Here is a 15962-nt window from a genome sequence, read left to right as displayed (position 1 = left end):
AGGGGCGGGCGGCGAGTTCGGGACCGGGTGGCGCCTGGGTGAGCTCCGGGCCCGGTCGGGAGCCTCGCGCGCCGCCTCCTCTTTCCGGCAACGATTACGGAGCGTGATGAGTTCCTCGCACCGTCGTACCCGTTGGACGGCAACTACTCCATCGCACCCGTTGGACGAGCACTTCGCGCCCCTCCGACACCCCTTCGCCCACACCCCTTCGCCGAAAGCCACGCGCCCCTCCCAACCCCCTCCCGATGACCACAAAACCCTCCCCAACCGAGGACAACACCACGCCCTCCCCAACCCACGGAGTCACCTCCCATGCATGACGATCGCGCACTGGTCGAAGCCCGGCTCAAGCGTGTGCTGGACGAGCGCATCCGGCCCGCCCTGTATCCGGAATCGGTTCCCCTGGAGGTCGCGGCATGGGTCGCGCCCGGCGAGCCCGTTCCCGTCGCCGAGGGACTGTCCGCCTCGCATACGCCCGTGACCGTGGGTGAGATGTGGGGCGCGCCCTGGGGGACGACCTGGTTCACGGTTCAGGGTGAGGTGCCGGTGAGCTGGGCCGGTCGCACCGTGGAGGCGGTGCTCGACCTCGGGTTCGACGAGCGGATGCCGGGCTTCCAGTGCGAAGCGCTCGTCTACACGCCCGACGGCAGTCCGGTGAAGGCCATCAATCCGCGGAACCAGTGGGTGCGGGTGGGCACGCCGGTCCAGGGCGGCGAGCGCGTCGCATGGCATCTGGAGGCCGCGTCCAATCCCGTCATCCTCGGCGTACCGCCCTTCCAGCCCACCCGGTTGGGCGACCGGGAGACGGCGGGCGGCGAGCCGCTGTACCGGCTGGCGCGGATGGATCTGGCGGTGTTCGACACGACGGTGTGGGAGCTGGTCCAGGACCTGGAGGTGCTGGGCGAGCTGATGGCGGAGCTGGCGGTGGACAGCCCGCGGCGCTGGGAGGTGCTGCGGGCGGTGGGCCGGGCGCTGGACGCGGTCGATCTGCAGGACGTCAACGGTTCGGCGGGCGCGGCGCGTTCGCAGTTGCGGGAGGTACTGACGGCGCCTGCGGGAGCGTCCGCGCACCGGATCAGCGCGGTGGGGCATGCGCACATCGATTCGGCGTGGCTGTGGCCACTGCGTGAGACCGTCCGCAAGGTGGCCCGGACGACATCGAACATGACGGCCTTGCTGCAGGACCATCCGGAGTTCGTCTACGCCATGTCGCAGGCGCAGCAGTACGCGTGGATCAAGGAGCACCGGCCCGAGGTCTACGCCAAGGTCAAGCAGGCGGTGGCCGACGGCCGGTTCGTACCGGCGGGCGGTATGTGGGTGGAGTCGGACACCAATATGCCCGGTTCGGAGGCGATGGCCCGTCAGTTCGTCCACGGAAAACGGTTCTTCATGGAGGAATTCGGGGTCGACAACGAGGAGGTGTGGCTGCCGGATACCTTTGGGTTTGCTGCGGGACTGCCGCAGCTCATCAAGGCGGCGGGGTCGAAATGGCTGCTGACGCAGAAGATCTCCTGGAGCCGGGTCAACACCTTTCCGCATCACACGTTCCGCTGGGAGGGCATCGACGGCACCCGGATTTTCACTCACTTTCCGCCGGTGGACTCCTATAACTGTCAGATGTCCGGCGGTGAAGTCGCCCATGCGGCGAGGAATTTCAAGGACAAGGGGGTGGCGCGGCAGTCGCTGGCGCCCACCGGTTGGGGTGACGGCGGCGGTGGTACGACCCGCGAGATGATAGCCAAGGCCCGAAGGCTGCGCGATCTGGATGGCTCACCGGTGGTGGAGTGGGAGAAGCCCGCCGATTTCTTCGCGAAGGCGGAGGCGGAATACCCCCAAGCGCCTGTGTGGGTGGGTGAGTTGTATCTGGAACTGCACCGCGCGACCCTCACCAGCCAGGCGCGGACCAAGCGCGGCAACCGACGCAGTGAACAGCTGCTGCGGGAGGCCGAACTGTGGTCGGCGACTGCGGCCGTGTCAGCGCAACACCCCTACCCCTACTCCGAGTTGGACCGCATTTGGAAAACCGTACTGCTGCACCAGTTCCATGACATCCTGCCCGGCTCGTCCATCGCCTGGGTGCACCGCGAGGCGGAGAGGACGTACGCCGAGGTCGCCGCCGAACTCGAAGGGATGATCGCGGCCGCGCTCGCCGCGCTGGTCGGCACCGGGGGCAATGGCCTGGTGGTGAATTCGGCACCGCACTCGCGCGGCGGGGTCGCCGCCGGGGCCATCGCGCCGGCGGTGGCCGGCGGAGACGCGGTACGCGCCGAGGCCCGCGCCGGCGGCGGGTTCGTGCTCGGCAACGGCCTGTTGCGTATCGGAATCGATGAGCGCGGCCTGATCGTTTCCGTATACGACATCGCGGCCGAACGCGAGACCGTCGCGCCGGGCCAGGCCGCGAATCTCCTGCAGATTCACCCGGATTTCCCGAACCAGTGGGACGCCTGGGATGTGGACTCCTTTTACCGCCATGTCGTCACCGATCTGACGGAGGCGGACGAGGTGGCGCTCGGCGAGGTGTCACAGGACGCCGCGACGGTGCACGTCTCCCGTTCCTTCGGTGATTCTCATGTGGTGCAGACGCTGACACTGCCGCGCGGGCAGCGGCGCCTGGATATCGACACCGAGGTCGAATGGCACGAGACGGAGAAATTCCTCAAGGCCGCGTTCCCCCTGGACGTCCATGCCGAACGCTATGCCGCGGAAACCCAGTTCGGACATCTGTACCGGCCCACGCACACCAACACCAGCTGGGAGGCCGCCAAGTTCGAGGCATGCGCGCACCGCTTCGTGCAGGTCAAGGAGCCGGGATGGGGCGTCGCGCTGGTCAATGACGCGACCTACGGCCATGACGTCACCCGCACCGTCCGGGAGGACGGCGATCACGGCACCACCACGACCGTGCGGCTCTCCCTCCTGCGCGCCCCGCGCTTCCCGGATCCCGAGACCGACCAGGGTCTGCATCGTTTCCGGTACGCGCTCGTGCCGGGCGCGGCGGTCGGCGATGCGGTACGCGAAGGGCACCGCATCAACCTCCCCGAACGCCGGATCACCGGTGCCGGTCCGGTGGCGCCCCTGGTCACGGTCGACAATGACGCGACGGTCGTCACCGCGGTCAAGCTCGCAGACGATGCGAGCGGCGATGTGGTCGTGCGCCTCCACGAAGCGTACGGAGGTCGGGCCAGGACGACCCTGACCACGGGTTTCGACCTGGCCGACGCCGTCACCACCGACCTTCTCGAACGGCCGACGGACGACGGCCCGGCCATCGAGCGGGAGGGGAACGCGGTGCGGATGGCGCTCCGCCCGTTCCAGATCGTCACCTTGCGGTTGACGGCAGCGGGGGCACGGGCGGACGGCTGGTAGGGAGGCGGACATGGTTCGGCGGATGGCTGGCGAGGCCCGCTCGGTCCAGCGGACGGCCAGGGAGACCGGCACCGCTTACGGGTCGCGGCGCGGCTGCGGGCACCGCGGCCCTCCCCGGTTCACGGTCGGCGCTTCCCCCGGTGTCGTGACCCGCGTATCCCACCGTGGCCGCGCCGTGCTTCGTGGCCGTGGGGTGGGTCATGGCCGCGGGCCGCTTCATAGCGGGCGTCGTGGCGGGGTTCCAGGTCCAGCATGTCCATCAGCAGGGAGAGGTCGGTTGCGTCCCGCGCCCGGTCGGCCAGCGCCCGCCTGGCGAGCCGTCGTTCCTCCTTGGCCGACATGGGGCGGGGCGCGGTGTCATCGGCACTGTGCTGTTCATCGCTCACCGCTGCATTCTCGGCCGGATGGCGGCGCCCTGCCCGTCGAGCGAACGGACCACCGCGCGGGCGGAACATCCCGGGAAGCGTTGGGCCGATCGGGTGTCCCGGGCCGTCACGACCGGGCGCCCGCCGCCACCCGATCCGGCCTGTCCCGCGCCACGACTGGGCAGGCCACACGGCACGATCAGGCGTGCCCTGCCACCCGAACGGGTACGCCGTGGCCTCGCCATGGCCCGGCTCCCGGCAGCGGAACCTCCGTCGCGGGTTTTCCCTCTTTAGGTGTACTTGCACATGATCACCAGCCTGCGGAGTCCCCGTTGAAACACCCCTACGTCGTCGCGCTCGCCGCCGTGCTCGTCGCTTCCTCCGCATTTCTCACCGGCTGCTCGGACACCGGAAAGCCGATCGACTTCAATGCCGGCGGCAAAGCCGACGCCTCCGCGCAGGGCAAACCGGCGGACAGCGACACCCTGATGCCGACCGGCCCCAAGAGCGACTTCCGAATCACCCGGACACTGGACGACGGCACCCACATCGGCCGGACGACCCTGAAGGGCGCGAAGTCCGGAGTCACCGGAAGCGTGTGGGTCTGGGCGCCGAAGGAATACACGGACCCGAAATACGCCGAGAGCGGATTTCCGGTGCTGATAGCGCTGCCGGGCGGCCTGGGCAGCCCGAAGGAAGAGGGCGGCGTCACGAATTACTGGGTGGGCGGCGACATCGGGCTGCAGGAGAACCTCACCGACTGGACCGAGGAAGGCAAGAGCCTCCCGTTCATCGTCGTGATGCCGATGCTCAACCCGGATACCACGTACCACGACGGCAGTGATATCCCCGGTCAGCAGAAGATGGGGACCTGGCTGACGGAGGACGTCGTCAACCTCACGAAGGCCAACTTCCGGACGTTCAAGTCCCGTGACGGCTGGGCCTTCATGGGGTCGTCCTCGGGCGGCTTCGTGGGACTCAAGTCGGTGCTGAAGTTCCCGGAGAAGTTCAAGGCGGCGATCGCCAGCGGTCCGGACATCGTGCCGGACTCGCCGCTGTGGGCGGGACACCAGGCGGAAAAGGACGCCAACAACCCGGAGAAGCTGGCCCGGCGCCTGCTGCGGAAGGGCGGCCCGGACGTCTACCTCGCCTTCCAGGCCGGCACCAGAGAACCGGCTGCCGTCACCTCCCAGATAAACCGGTTCCGGCAGACCTACGGCACGGGCCCGATCCACACCGCATTGCAGATGATCCCCGGCGGCCGGCACAACGCCTGGGATTACCAAAAGGGCATGGAAGCCAGCTCCATCAAATTCATCAGCGATCATCTCAAGGCCCCGGTCCCCAGCGGTTCTTGAGTGCGGGATCCTCTGTGACACCCGCAGGTGCGCGGCGTCCCGATGGGTGTCCCTGCGCGAAGATGCAGATCGCCCGGCTGGGGGTGATGCTGGACTGGTAGCGGAATGCGTCAAGGAGGATCGCTCATGTCCATGATGGACAAGCTCAAGAGCATGCTGAAAGGCCACGAGGCTAAGGCCGACAAGGGCATCGAGAAGGCCGGCGACATGGTCGACGAAAAGCCCCAGGGCAAGTTCCAGGGCCAGGTCGACACAGCCCAGGACAAGCTCAGGGAGCAGTACGGCGGGGGGCAGGAAAAGGATCAGCCGCCGCAGGACTGACCCCAGGGGAGCCGCGCCGTAGCGCGGCGGCTCCCCTGGTCCGCCCAGGAATATCAGCGGAAAGCATTTCCTCTCGGGGAATAAGTACACCCCCGGGGAACGAATGCCGCGAAGCCAGCGATATTCCTCGTCCCGAGTGACCGGCGAGGGGTCTCCTGAACCGGCGGACCGCCTCACCGCCGATCGGGTGATCCTCCTCCCCCGCGCGCGACGGCGCCCACCCCCGGCCCGGGAGCGGCCGCCGTCGCGCGCGGCCTGTGTTTACGCCAGGCGAATCTGCTCGGCCTGGGGGCCCTTGTGGCCCTGGGTGATCTCGAAGGTCACCTTCTGGCCTTCCTGCAGCTCGCGGAACCCCTGGGCGTCAATGTTCGAGTAGTGCGCGAAAACGTCGGCGCCGCCGCCGTCCTGCGCGATGAAACCGAATCCCTTTTCCGAGTTGAACCACTTCACCGTGCCGGAAGCCATACCTGTTTCCTTCGTTCAATGGGCTCGAATCGGCTTCCGCACCCTGCGGAACCCGGAGGTGATCGCCCTGGTCCGGAGACGCGCCAAACACCAAGAACGCCCGTGAACGCGACACGGGCGCCCGGCACTTCGGAACCACGACAGCTGATCAGGACGCTACACCGAGCAACGCCCGACAGTCACGACAACCGTGGCATACGCGTCACCCCTTCACCGACAAGGGCATATCGAACCAACGGACTCACGACCGATCGGGGGAATGCACGGCGATAATCGCTCCTGTATGCGCGGGGAGCGCCGCCGCACGGTGCCGACGGCGGCGCTCCGGATCCGATCTGCAGCCACCACCCGATCCGTCGCGCGGTTACCAGATCTCGTCGACCCACACGGGGTGATCGATGAACGGGTTCCGGTTGTGCTGGTACTTGTCGAATATCACCTGGTTGCGGCGTTGTTCAAAGGCGTCCGGCGGGTCTTCCCGGTGCCACTGCTCCAGGACGGAGATCCGGCCGATCCTGGGCCGGGAACTGTTGCCGACGCTGTCGTTGGGCTCCAGGTCGGGGAATCCGTCGTCGCCGTCGTAGCGGACGGCCATGTAGAGGATCATGCGGGCGACATCGCCCTTGTCCGCGTCGCGCGGCTCGAAGGAATCATCGTCGGTGTAATTGCCCGGTGCCTCGCCGACCTCCCAACCGCCCTTGTCGAAGTCCTTGTTGCCGCGCGCGCTGTTGACGGTCACATCCGCCGGACGCAGATGGTGGATGTCGGTTCCGGGTCCGGTGGCCGTACCGAAATCACCGTGGGATTTCGCCCACACATGCTCACGGTTCCAGTCGTCCGGGTCGCCGCCGTTGGAGTTCTCGCTCCGAGAGCTGCCGGAGTACAGCAGCATCACATTCGCGCTGTTCTCAGGGTCTTCGTCGGTGTCCTTGAGGGCGTCCCAGACCTGGTCATACGCCAGTTTTCCGGTCTGCGTGCTGCTGATGATCCGGTGGAGCGATTCCTTGAGGGCCTGGCCGGTCTTTCCTACGGCGTCTTCGTAGTACGAGTCGTCATACGCGCCGACGGATACGGACGAGCGCTGGGCGACGGTCGTGGCACCGGATCTGGTGTGGTCGGCCGGTCCCGCCGTAGCGGTGGCCGGTATCTGTGCGGCGACCGCCACGAGTACGGTTCCGGCGGCCACGGTCAGTGCGATGCGGCCACGACGGGTCACGCGGGTGTTGTCCACGGACGGTGTCCTCTCCCCGAAATGTGGCACCGGTCCGCGAAACGTGGGGCACGGCCGGCGCCGGCCGTTGGGTGTACAACCGCAGGCAGCTTTCCATCGCATCAATCACCACAGCGTGAACGCCAGGAGAGGGTTATATGTCCAGCCGGCGGCGACCACAGCGCCCCCTTAAATCCTCTTCCTCTTGCCGCCAATTGTCGAGATATTTCACCTGTTCCAGGATTAGTCAATAACAATCCGCATCATCATTTAGGAATAGATGGTGATGTAATGGCAGAAGCATAATTATGAGGGAGACTCAGTTCAAAATACCCAACCCGGGATTCTGTCGGAGGGACGAGATCGGCCCGCGCCGCCTTGGAGACGGTGCCGGGCCGATCCTTCGTCATGAGCGGGCCGCGCACATCTCTCTCGGTTCTGCAGCCGGGGCGGCGGGTACGGGCTCGGGGGTTTTCGCGGAGCGGCGGCGGAGGTCGGGGACGAGGGTGGCGAGCCCTGCCAGGGCGAGGAAGGCACCGAGCCACAGCGGGGCCCGTAGTCCGTAGGAGTCGATGGCCAGACCGCCGGCCGAAGAGCTGATGATGATGCCGAGGGTGATGAAGGACGAATGGACGGTATTCACCAACGGCCTTGCGTTTCTGGTGCGTTGGACGCGGATCGCCATCGCCGGATTCATCGTGACGCCGACGAGTCCGATGCCCGTCATCAGCACCACGGCCGGTACGGGGAGGTGCGCGAACGAGGTCACCGGATTTGGTGCCGGGACCGTTCCGCTGCTCCTCATCGCCTACAGTGCCGCGACCGTCGTGGGCAACACCGTCGTCGGACGGCTGGCCGACCGGCACACCGTTGGCGTCCAGCTGGCCGGCCTGGCCTTGAACGTCTTCTTCCTCGTCGGATTCGCACTGGCCCCTGAACGTCAGGGGTGAGCGCGGGCGGGGCGAGGCATCGCGCGCCCGTGTCGGGGGGCCGGGCGGGAACCCCGGCGAGGACACTACCCGTATCGAATCGATCAGTACAAAACTGCCGCGTGGAACGTACCGCCGCCCCCCGAGCACCGCAGCTCGGCGGAGGCACCGGGCAGGTCGCAGACCCGGCCACCGCGGCCAGAGCCGGGCACCGGTGCTCCCATCGGGTGAAACCCCGCAGGCCACGCAACCGAACCCCGGCGGCACGGCTTCCACAGGGCAGACACCCTTTCCCGAGCACAGCCATGGAGGCCCTCGATGTCGCTGTACTGCGAGCAGCCCCTGGTGGACACGGCGGAGCAGCTCCCGCCGCCCACGTTCCCGGATGTCCGCCTCCCGCCCCCGCGCCCGGAGGACCGGCTCTGTCCGCCGCCGCGCCCCGAGGACCGGCTCCCGTTCCCCGTGGCGGCGGCCGGCCACCGGGTCCCGCCCCCGCAGAGCCTCACGGATCCGCAGGGACCTCAACTCCAGCCCCCGTACCACGACGAGCGGCTGCCCCCTCTCTCGCGTCCCGAGGACCGGCTGCGGTCCTCCGTGGCGACGGCCGACCGCCGGCGACTCGACCTTCAGGCCGCACTCACCAAGGCAGGTGTCGCTCCGGCAGCCGGGGACGCGGCCGCCGTACGGGCGCTTGCACGGCTGGACGACGCTACGGTCGCCGCCGTCATCGGCTGGATCGGGACCGCCGCTGAGGGGGCGTCATAACCCCCGTCCGGCCCGGGCCCTGTCGTCACGCTCCCGCCGTCCGCCCGAAGCGCAGGCCGGGCAGGCTCCACAGTTCCCCGATCCTCAAGACGCGCGCCAGGCCCAGGAAGATCAGGGCCATCGTGGCCGTACCGGCGGCCAGTGTCAGGACCGGCGTCCACCCCTCTGAGACGGGCACACGGGAGCAGGAGCGCGCCGCGAGCCAGCCGAGCGCTCCGGCAGCGGCGGCGGACGCGGTCAGCTTGCCGTAGGTGCACAACAGCCGCCGTCCGTCGAGCCGGCCGTCGAGCCGTCGGCGCAGCAGCAGCGCGGTGACGACCAGCCCGATGCCGTACGCGGCGGTGTACGCGAGGGCCATGCCGGTGACCGACCAGCGGGCCGGCAGCCACAGATGGCAGGCGGTGGCCAGGGCGATATTGACGGCGCTGATCCAGACGGCCATCCAGAACGGTGTGCGGGTGTCCTCGAAGGCGTAGAAGCCGCGCAGCAGCAGGTATTGGGCGGAGTACGGGATCAGCCCGAGGCCGAAGGCCTGCAGCATGTGCCCTGCGGGAACGGCCGAGGCGGCGTCCACCGCGCCGTGGGCGAACAGCAGTTGTGCGGTCTGCGGGCCGAAGGCGAGGAAGAAGAAGGCGGCCGGGACGATGATGACGCCGCTGATGCGCAGAGCGCGGGAGAGGTCGCCGCGCAGGTCGTCCAGGCGGTGTTCGGTGACCGCGCGGCTCATCCTCGGCAGCAGCGCCGTGACGAGTGAGACGGTGACGATCGCCTGCGGCAGCATCCAGATGGTCTGCGTGTAGGAATAGACGCTGTATCCGACGCCCGCGGTGGGGAGTTGGTGGTCGGCGGCATCGGCGTAACGCGTGACAACGGTCATCGCGGCCAGGTTGGCGAGCACGAAGAGCAGCGTCCAGCGGGCGGCCACGATGCTTTTGCGCAGGCCGGTGCCGCGCCAGTCGAAGCGCGGCCGGAAGCGGAAGCCCGCGGCGCGGACGAACGGGATCAGTGCCAGGCCCTGGAGGGCGATGCCTCCGGTGGTGGCGTAGCCCAGGAGGTCGATCTGGGCGGGGGTGATGTCCTCGACGCGGTCGGAGCCGGCCATGACACCGATGTAGATGCCGAACATCGAGATCAGGACGATGTTGTTGAGGACGGGCGTCCACATCATCGCGCCGAACCTGCTGCGGGCGTTGAGGACTTGGCCGAGGATGAAGAACAGGCCGTAGAAGAAGATCTGCGGGAGGAGGAAACGGGCGAAGACCACGGTGAGTTCGAAGGCGGCGTGGGTCTTGGGCGTATCGGGTGTGTAGATCGAGACGATCTGCGGCGCGGCCCACACGGCGAGCGCGGTGCCGGCCGCGAGCACGGTCAGGACGAGGGTGACCAGGCGCTGTTCGTAGGCGCGGCCGCCGTCGGCGTGCTCGGCCCTGGCGCGTACCAGCTGCGGTACCAGTACCGAGTTGAGGGCGCCGCCGATGAGCAGGGTGTAGATGCTCATCGGGACGACGTTGGCGATGTTGTACGTACTGGCGAGCAGGCCGGTGCCCAGCGCGCCGGCCTGCAGGACCTGCCGGATCAGCCCGGTCGCCCGGGAGACCACGGTCCCCGCCGCCATCAGCAGCGACGAGCGCGCCAGGCCGCCCTTGGGGCCCTGGCCGCCGGTGTCTCTCCGCTCCCCTGGGGTGGGGACGCCGCCGGATATCCGCCGGTCCGCCGGGCGCAGCTGCAGGGTGTCGTCCGATGTCCCATCGATCATGGTGGTCAATCTATGCCGAGCGGCGGACGGGCTCCGGCACGATGACGTATCCGGTCACGACGGCGTATCCCGACGATGTAGCCCGTGACGACGACGTATCCCCCACGACGCATCCCTCACGACGGGGACTTCACGACGGGGACTTCACGACCGCGACGGGGCTTCACCACGGGGCCTTCGGAAGCGGCGCGGCGCGGTCGGGGTCGAGGAGCGGGGCGAGCAGATCGCCGTGGTGTTCGCGGCGGGCCGCGATATCGCCGAAGAGAAAGGAGAGTTGCTCCGGTGCGGTGCACGCGGCGATCTCGTCCCAGGTGACGGGCGTGGACACGGTGGGGGTGGCGCGGGCGCGCAGGGTGTAGGCGACGGCGGTCGTCTTGGCGGCGGCGTTCTGGGAGAAGTCGATGAAGATCCTGCCGGGGCGCAGAGCTTTTGTCATCCGGTGCACGACGAGGTCGGGGAGCGCGGCCCGGGCCTCGACGGCGAGGGCTCTGGCGTAGGCGGTGGCCCGTTCCGAGGGGGTGTGCTCGATGGGCACGATGAGGTGCAGGCCCTTGGAGCCGCTGGTCTTGGCGTAGGCATGGAGGCCGTCGGCGGCCAGCCGGTCGCGCAGCCAACGGGCGGCGGTGCAGCACTCCACGATCGTGGCCGGTGCGCCGGGGTCGAGGTCGAAGACGAGGCGGTCGGCGGAGCCGGGGGCGTCCCTGGTCCATTGCGGGGCGTGCAGCTCGACGACCAGGTTCGCGGCCCAGACCAGCGAGGGCAGGTCCTGGATGAGGACCTGCCGGGTGGCTTCGCCGCTCGTATGGGGCACCTCGCAGGTCTGTACCCAGGAGGGTGTGCCGGGCGGCACGTTCTTGGTGAAGAAGCGCTGGCCGTCGGGACCGTCGGGGTAGCGCAGAAAGGAAAGCGGCCGGTCGTGGAGGTGGGCGAGGAGTACATCGGCGGTGATGGTGCAGTAGTGCAGCACCTCGCCCTTGGTGGTGCCGGTCTCGGGATAGATGACCTTGTCCAGGTTGCTCAGCGGGAGGCGTCGCCCCTCCACGACGGTGATCGGCGACATACGATGAGAATCCCACACAGAATCCCACACAAGGGATAAAACATGCGATCTATTTGGAATGGGTCCATCTCCTTCGGCCTGGTCACCATCCCCGTGAAGACCTACACCGCCACCGACCGCACCTCGTCGGTCTCGTTCGTCCGCATCCATGAGAAGGACGGCGCGCAGATCCAGTACCGGAAGGTCTGTGAGCTGGACGGGGAGGAAGTGCCGAACGAGGAGGTCGGAAAGGGCTATCTGACACCGGACGGGGAGGCCGTCGTACGGATCACCGACGACGATCTGTCGCGGCTGCCGATGCCGACCGCGAAGACGCTGGCGATCCTCTCGTTCGTCGACGCCGCCGAGATCGATCCGCTCCAGCTGGACAAGGCTTACTACCTGGGCCCCAACGGCCTCTCCGCCGCGAAGCCGTATGCGGTGCTGCGGGAGGCGCTCGAACATCACCAGAAGGTCGCGATCGGCAAGGTGGCCATGCGCGGCCGGGAGACGCTGGCGATGCTGCGCGCGCACGACGGGGCGATCGTGATGCACACACTGCTCTGGCCGGACCAGGTCCGGCCCGCGTCCGGTGTGGCGCCCGAGAATGTCAAGCTCCGCGAGAACGAGCTCAAGCTCGCGGAGACGCTGATGGACTCTCTGGGCGAGCTGGATCCTACGGAACTCCACGACGACTACCGCGAGGCCGTCGAGCAGCTGGTCGCCGCGAAGCTGGAGGGCGAGGAGCCGGTCGCCGCCGAAACAAGCGCGTCGCCCGGGGCGCAGGTCATCGATCTGACGGCCGCGCTGGAGAAGAGTGTGCGGGCGGCGCAGGGGGCCGAGCCCGAGGCGGGCGCGGAGTCGGCGACCGTCACGTCGCTACGGGGGCGGAAGCCGGCGAAGCGGAGCGCGGCAGGTACGAAGAAGACCACGACGGCGAAGACTGCAGCGGCTGAGACTGCGGCGGCGAAAACCGCCCCGGCAAAGAAGACGGCCGGGAAGAAGACAACCGAGAAGCAGTTCGCTGCCCGGAAGCCCACCGATAAAGCTGCCGAGAAGAAGACGGCTCAGAAGAAGCCGGCTCAGAAGAAGACCGCTGCCACGACCGCGAAGAGCACGTCGACGAGTGCCTCAAGCACCGCCAAGAGCAGTGCCGGATCCAACACCAGGACCACCGCGAAAAAGACCGCCGCGAAGAAGACCAGCAAGAAGTCCCCCGCCTAGCACCCGCGCCCGCCCCTCGCGCCCTAGAGTCGTGGCATGGCTTCAGACGAGGGGACCACCCGCATCGACAGCTGGATCTGGTCCGTACGGCTCACCAAGACGCGTTCGACGGCGGCCACGGCCTGCCGCGCGGGGCACGTCCGCGTCAACGGCGAACGCGTGAAGCCGGCCCATGGTGTGCGCGTCGGCGACGAGGTGCGGCTGCGGCACGCCGGCCGGCAGCGGATCGTGGTCGTCAAGCGGCTGCTGCGCAAGCGGGTGGGCGCGCCCATAGCGGTCGAGTGCTATGTCGACAACAGCCCGCCGGCCCCGCCGCGTGAGGAGGTCCCGGTCGTCGCCGTGCGTGACCGCGGCGCCGGCCGTCCCACCAAGCGCGACCGCCGCGAGATCGAGCAGCTGCGCGGCCGCTGAGCATCGGCGGTACGGCGGCGCTACGCCTCCGGCAGCGCGTCCAGATACATCCACTGGCCCACCTCGCGGACGAAGCGGCTGTTCTCGTACCGGCTGTCGGTGTGTCCGCGCAGTGTGTAGTGCGCGCGGAATTCCACGGTGCCCTCGGTGTGGAAAGCGCTGCCCCCGGTCGTGCCGAGGATTTCCAGCCCGGTCCACCGCTGCCCCCGCTCGAATTCGAGTGCGTCGGGCCGGGTCGTCGGATGCCAGGTACGCAGCAGATACGCGGCGTCACCGACGGCGAAGGCGCTGTAGCGCGAGCGCATCAGCCGCTCGGCGGTCGGGGCGGTGGCACGTCCCTGGTGGAAGGGGGCGCAGCAGTCGCGGTAGGTCGCGTCGCGTCCGCAGGGGCAGGGCGAGGCGGGAGCGATGGCGGCCGGGCGGCGGGGTTCGTTCTTCGACACCCGATGATTCTGCCGGATCGGACGATGTTTCCGGACCGGCGGGCGCGGGCTGCGAGGCGCGCGGCGCGAGCGGGAAAGGGCACCCCCACGGACCACCACCGTCTGAGGGATTTCAACGATAAATCGCCCATTTGCATCTTTTGACGGCTTGATACTTACGGTGAGGCTGGAAGAGCTCATGGTGACCGTCCCCACACCCAGGAGAGAACCCATGATTCTGTCCGTTTCCGGCGTCATCCTGCTCGGCGTCATCGTCTTCCTGTTCTTCCGAAAAGACGGCCTCAAGGTGTCCCACGCCCTGGTCTGCGCGCTCTTCGGTTTCTATCTGGCCGGCTCCGCCATCGCGCCCAGCATCAAGGCCGGCGGCGCGAGCCTGGCCAACCTCCTTGGAGGGCTGAAGATTTAGGCCGCCCTCCTGACGACCCGGCTCGTCTCCCCCGCCGAGCCGTTCCCGACCGCCGCACCAGCGACAGGAGACAGATGTGGCCCGGCGCCCCCTGCCCCGCATCCTGACCGACAGCGCGACCATCGCGCGCACCGCCGCCGACGGCGCCCGCGATGTACTCCATCCGCTGATCATCATCAGCCGTGGACTGCGCCGGCTGGCCACCGTCGGCCGGGCGCGCTGGTCCGAGACGCCCAAGGAGCGCCGTGGTCCGCTGTTCTTCTTCGTCGCCTCATGTGTCCTGGTCGTGGCGCTGGTCCCGTACGGGCCGCTGCTCGCGCTCATCTCGGTGATGGGAGCGGCGGCCTGGGCGGGGCGGGACCGGGCCCCGGCGGAGGAGTCCGGGCCCGCCGAGGCGGAGACCGGGCGGCTGCAGTCGCTGTACGAGGCGCTGGTGCCGTACTTCTCCGCCGATGGCGATCCCAGTCCCCGCTACGCCCATGGCGGCGACTGGGAGCAGGTCTTCACCGAATACGCCTTTGACGACGACGGGCGGCTGGAGCTTCTGCGGCTGCAGTACCCGGCCTATTTCACCGATGGCGAGCCCCGGTCCCGGGCACGTATCGAGCAGCTGCTGCACGTCAAGTGCGGCCGCGGCCGGGAGTACCACTTCGCCTGGGACGAGGAGGCCAATGAGCTGGTACTGAGCGTTCTGGGCGCGCTGCCCACCGATATCGCGGCGCAGCGCTTCATCACCTCGCCGGGCGAGACGGTGCTCGGGTTCACCGACCCGGACTCCGTCCGCCGTACCCTGCCGGTCGTCGTCGGGGACGACGCGACGCGGGACGCGCCACCCGTGGTGTGGCGCACCGGAAGCCGGTCCACCGAGCCGCATCTGCTCGCCCTGGGGCAGGCGGGGACGGGGACCACGACGCTGCTGCGCTCCCTCGCGCTGCAGGCGCTGGACGACGGCGATGTGCTGATCATCGACGGCGGCGGCACCGGCGAGTTCACCTGTCTGGTCGGCCGCAGTGGCGTGATGGGGGTGGAGAGCGCCCTGTCGGGGGCGCTGGCGACGCTGGACTGGGCCGCACACGAGACCGAGCGGCGGCTGATCGCGGTGAACCGGGCGCGGCAGTTCGGCCGGCCCGTGCCGGAGGACACGCTGCGGCCGCTGTGGATCCTCGCGGACCGTCCGACGGCGCTGGCCCATGTCGCGGCCGCGGAGGGCCGGCCGGATCCGCAGCGGCTGCTCCAGGTGCCGCTGCGGCACGGCCGGGCGGCCAATGTCACGGTGGTCGTGGCCGATCAGTTCGAGACCGCCGGGATGCTCGGTGACGCGGTACGGGCGCACACGAAGGCCCGGGTGATCCTCGGCCCCGCCACGCCGGAGGAGGTGCGGGCGGTGCTCGGGGCGCCGCCGCACACCACGCCCACGGCGCAGGTGCCGCCGGGGCGCGGCTATGTGCGGCTGGGCACCGGCCCTGTCGTGCGGCTCCAGGTACCGGCCACGCCCGATCCGTTCGACGACTGCGCACCCGAGGACCACCGGCGGGCCGTCCTGGAGCTGCTGCCGGAGCACACGGTTCCGGCCGGTGAGGCGGCACGCACCACGCCGTTGGACGTCCTCTCGCCGCTGACCGTCGTCCAGCCCGCGGCCGCCAAGACGCTGCCGCCCGAGGGTCCGGGGGCCGACGCCGAGCCCGCCGCGGCCGGGGAGGCGCCGGCCGACGCGGAGCCGATGGGCACCACGACCCGGATGACGACCGTCCGGACCGTTGACCCCTTCGCGGCCACCGGGACGGCGGAGGCACCCGGCTCGTGAGGGCGGGGCGGCGCCGTTCCGCTGGTGAGCCGTCGCCCCGGGCCTGGCGCACGCACATCTGAGTTCGCGTCAGGACATACTCGCGCCCGCCCGGACGTTG

At 69.0% G+C, this 15962-nt stretch carries 15 protein-coding genes and 1 pseudogene; 9 read left to right on the top strand and 7 right to left on the bottom strand.

All coding sequences use genetic code 11. The features are described from left to right. Nucleotides 1-312 precede the first annotated feature (312 nt). On the top strand, nt 313-3366 hold the full coding sequence (locus K9S39_RS39820) for an alpha-mannosidase (RefSeq protein WP_248868155.1): 3054 nt from the start codon (nt 313-315) through the stop codon (nt 3364-3366). Between the two features lie 119 nt (nt 3367-3485). On the opposite strand, the gene K9S39_RS39815 is transcribed toward K9S39_RS39820, so the two are convergent. Further along, a complete protein-coding gene (locus K9S39_RS39815; protein WP_248868154.1) occupies nt 3486-3752 on the bottom strand; it encodes a hypothetical protein in 267 nt (88 codons plus the stop codon). 311 nt (nt 3753-4063) lie between these two features. Between K9S39_RS39815 and K9S39_RS39810 the strand changes: the two genes are divergently transcribed. Both K9S39_RS39810 and K9S39_RS39805 read left to right on the top strand, forming a co-directional pair. Beyond that, the gene (locus K9S39_RS39810; protein WP_248868153.1) at nt 4064-5089 is read left to right on the top strand and encodes an alpha/beta hydrolase; all 1026 of its coding nucleotides are present in this window, start codon (nt 4064-4066) and stop codon (nt 5087-5089) included. Nucleotides 5090-5215: 126 nt separating this feature from the next. Beyond that, entirely contained in the window at nt 5216-5410 is a 195-nt protein-coding gene (locus tag K9S39_RS39805) for an antitoxin (RefSeq protein ID WP_248868152.1), read from the top strand. A gap of 261 nt (nt 5411-5671) precedes the next feature. On the opposite strand, the gene K9S39_RS39800 is transcribed toward K9S39_RS39805, so the two are convergent. From K9S39_RS39800 to K9S39_RS39790, 3 genes are all read right to left on the bottom strand, one after another. After that, nucleotides 5672-5875: a cold-shock protein gene (locus tag K9S39_RS39800; RefSeq protein ID WP_248868151.1), complete on the bottom strand. Its 204-nt coding sequence runs from the start codon at nt 5873-5875 to the stop codon at nt 5672-5674. A gap of 364 nt (nt 5876-6239) precedes the next feature. Then, nucleotides 6240-7106 (bottom strand): endonuclease I family protein, encoded by an 867-nt coding sequence (locus tag K9S39_RS39795; protein WP_248868150.1) that lies wholly within the window; start codon nt 7104-7106, stop codon nt 6240-6242. A gap of 385 nt (nt 7107-7491) precedes the next feature. Continuing rightward, nucleotides 7492-7812 carry an MFS transporter gene (locus K9S39_RS39790; protein WP_406708101.1) on the bottom strand — a complete coding sequence of 107 codons (321 nt, stop codon included), beginning with the start codon at nt 7810-7812 and terminating at the stop codon, nt 7492-7494. A gap of 34 nt (nt 7813-7846) precedes the next feature. Between K9S39_RS39790 and K9S39_RS39785 the strand changes: the two are divergent. Both K9S39_RS39785 and K9S39_RS39780 read left to right on the top strand, forming a co-directional pair. Beyond that, nucleotides 7847-8014 (top strand): annotated as a pseudogene (locus tag K9S39_RS39785) (MFS transporter); the annotation flags it as partial. Between the two features lie 318 nt (nt 8015-8332). After that, nucleotides 8333-8779: a hypothetical protein gene (locus K9S39_RS39780; RefSeq protein ID WP_248868149.1), complete on the top strand. Its 447-nt coding sequence runs from the start codon at nt 8333-8335 to the stop codon at nt 8777-8779. Nucleotides 8780-8804: 25 nt separating this feature from the next. On the opposite strand, the gene murJ is transcribed toward K9S39_RS39780, so the two are convergent. Next, entirely contained in the window at nt 8805-10535 is a 1731-nt protein-coding gene (murJ, locus tag K9S39_RS39775) for a murein biosynthesis integral membrane protein MurJ (RefSeq protein ID WP_283113301.1), read from the bottom strand. 163 nt (nt 10536-10698) lie between these two features. Then, nucleotides 10699-11595, bottom strand: coding sequence for a non-homologous end-joining DNA ligase (gene ligD, locus K9S39_RS39770; protein ID WP_248868148.1), 897 nt, complete (start codon nt 11593-11595; stop codon nt 10699-10701). Nucleotides 11596-11637: 42 nt separating this feature from the next. Here ligD and ku point away from each other — a divergent pair, with 42 nt between their 5' ends. Continuing rightward, entirely contained in the window at nt 11638-12798 is a 1161-nt protein-coding gene (ku, locus tag K9S39_RS39765; RefSeq protein ID WP_248868147.1) for a non-homologous end joining protein Ku, read from the top strand. A gap of 36 nt (nt 12799-12834) precedes the next feature. Next, nucleotides 12835-13209: an RNA-binding S4 domain-containing protein gene (locus tag K9S39_RS39760; RefSeq protein ID WP_248868146.1), complete on the top strand. Its 375-nt coding sequence runs from the start codon at nt 12835-12837 to the stop codon at nt 13207-13209. Nucleotides 13210-13229: 20 nt separating this feature from the next. Here the strand turns inward: K9S39_RS39760 and K9S39_RS39755 are convergent, their stop codons facing one another. Beyond that, a complete protein-coding gene (locus tag K9S39_RS39755) occupies nt 13230-13652 on the bottom strand; it encodes a YchJ family protein (protein WP_248868145.1) in 423 nt (140 codons plus the stop codon). A 211-nt stretch (nt 13653-13863) separates the two neighbouring features. On the opposite strand from K9S39_RS39755, the gene K9S39_RS39750 reads away from it, so the two are divergent. Continuing rightward, nucleotides 13864-14058: a hypothetical protein gene (locus K9S39_RS39750; RefSeq protein ID WP_248868144.1), complete on the top strand. Its 195-nt coding sequence runs from the start codon at nt 13864-13866 to the stop codon at nt 14056-14058. Nucleotides 14059-14134: 76 nt separating this feature from the next. Beyond that, on the top strand, nt 14135-15862 hold the full coding sequence (locus tag K9S39_RS39745; RefSeq protein ID WP_248868143.1) for a hypothetical protein: 1728 nt from the start codon (nt 14135-14137) through the stop codon (nt 15860-15862). Nucleotides 15863-15962: the final 100 nt, after the last annotated feature.

The sequence above is a fragment of the Streptomyces halobius genome (genome assembly GCF_023277745.1).
GTDB classification, from domain to species: Bacteria; Actinomycetota; Actinomycetes; order Streptomycetales; family Streptomycetaceae; genus Streptomyces; species Streptomyces halobius.
Note: the sequence above shows the minus strand (reverse complement) of the source record. Positions and strands in the feature narration are given on the sequence as shown.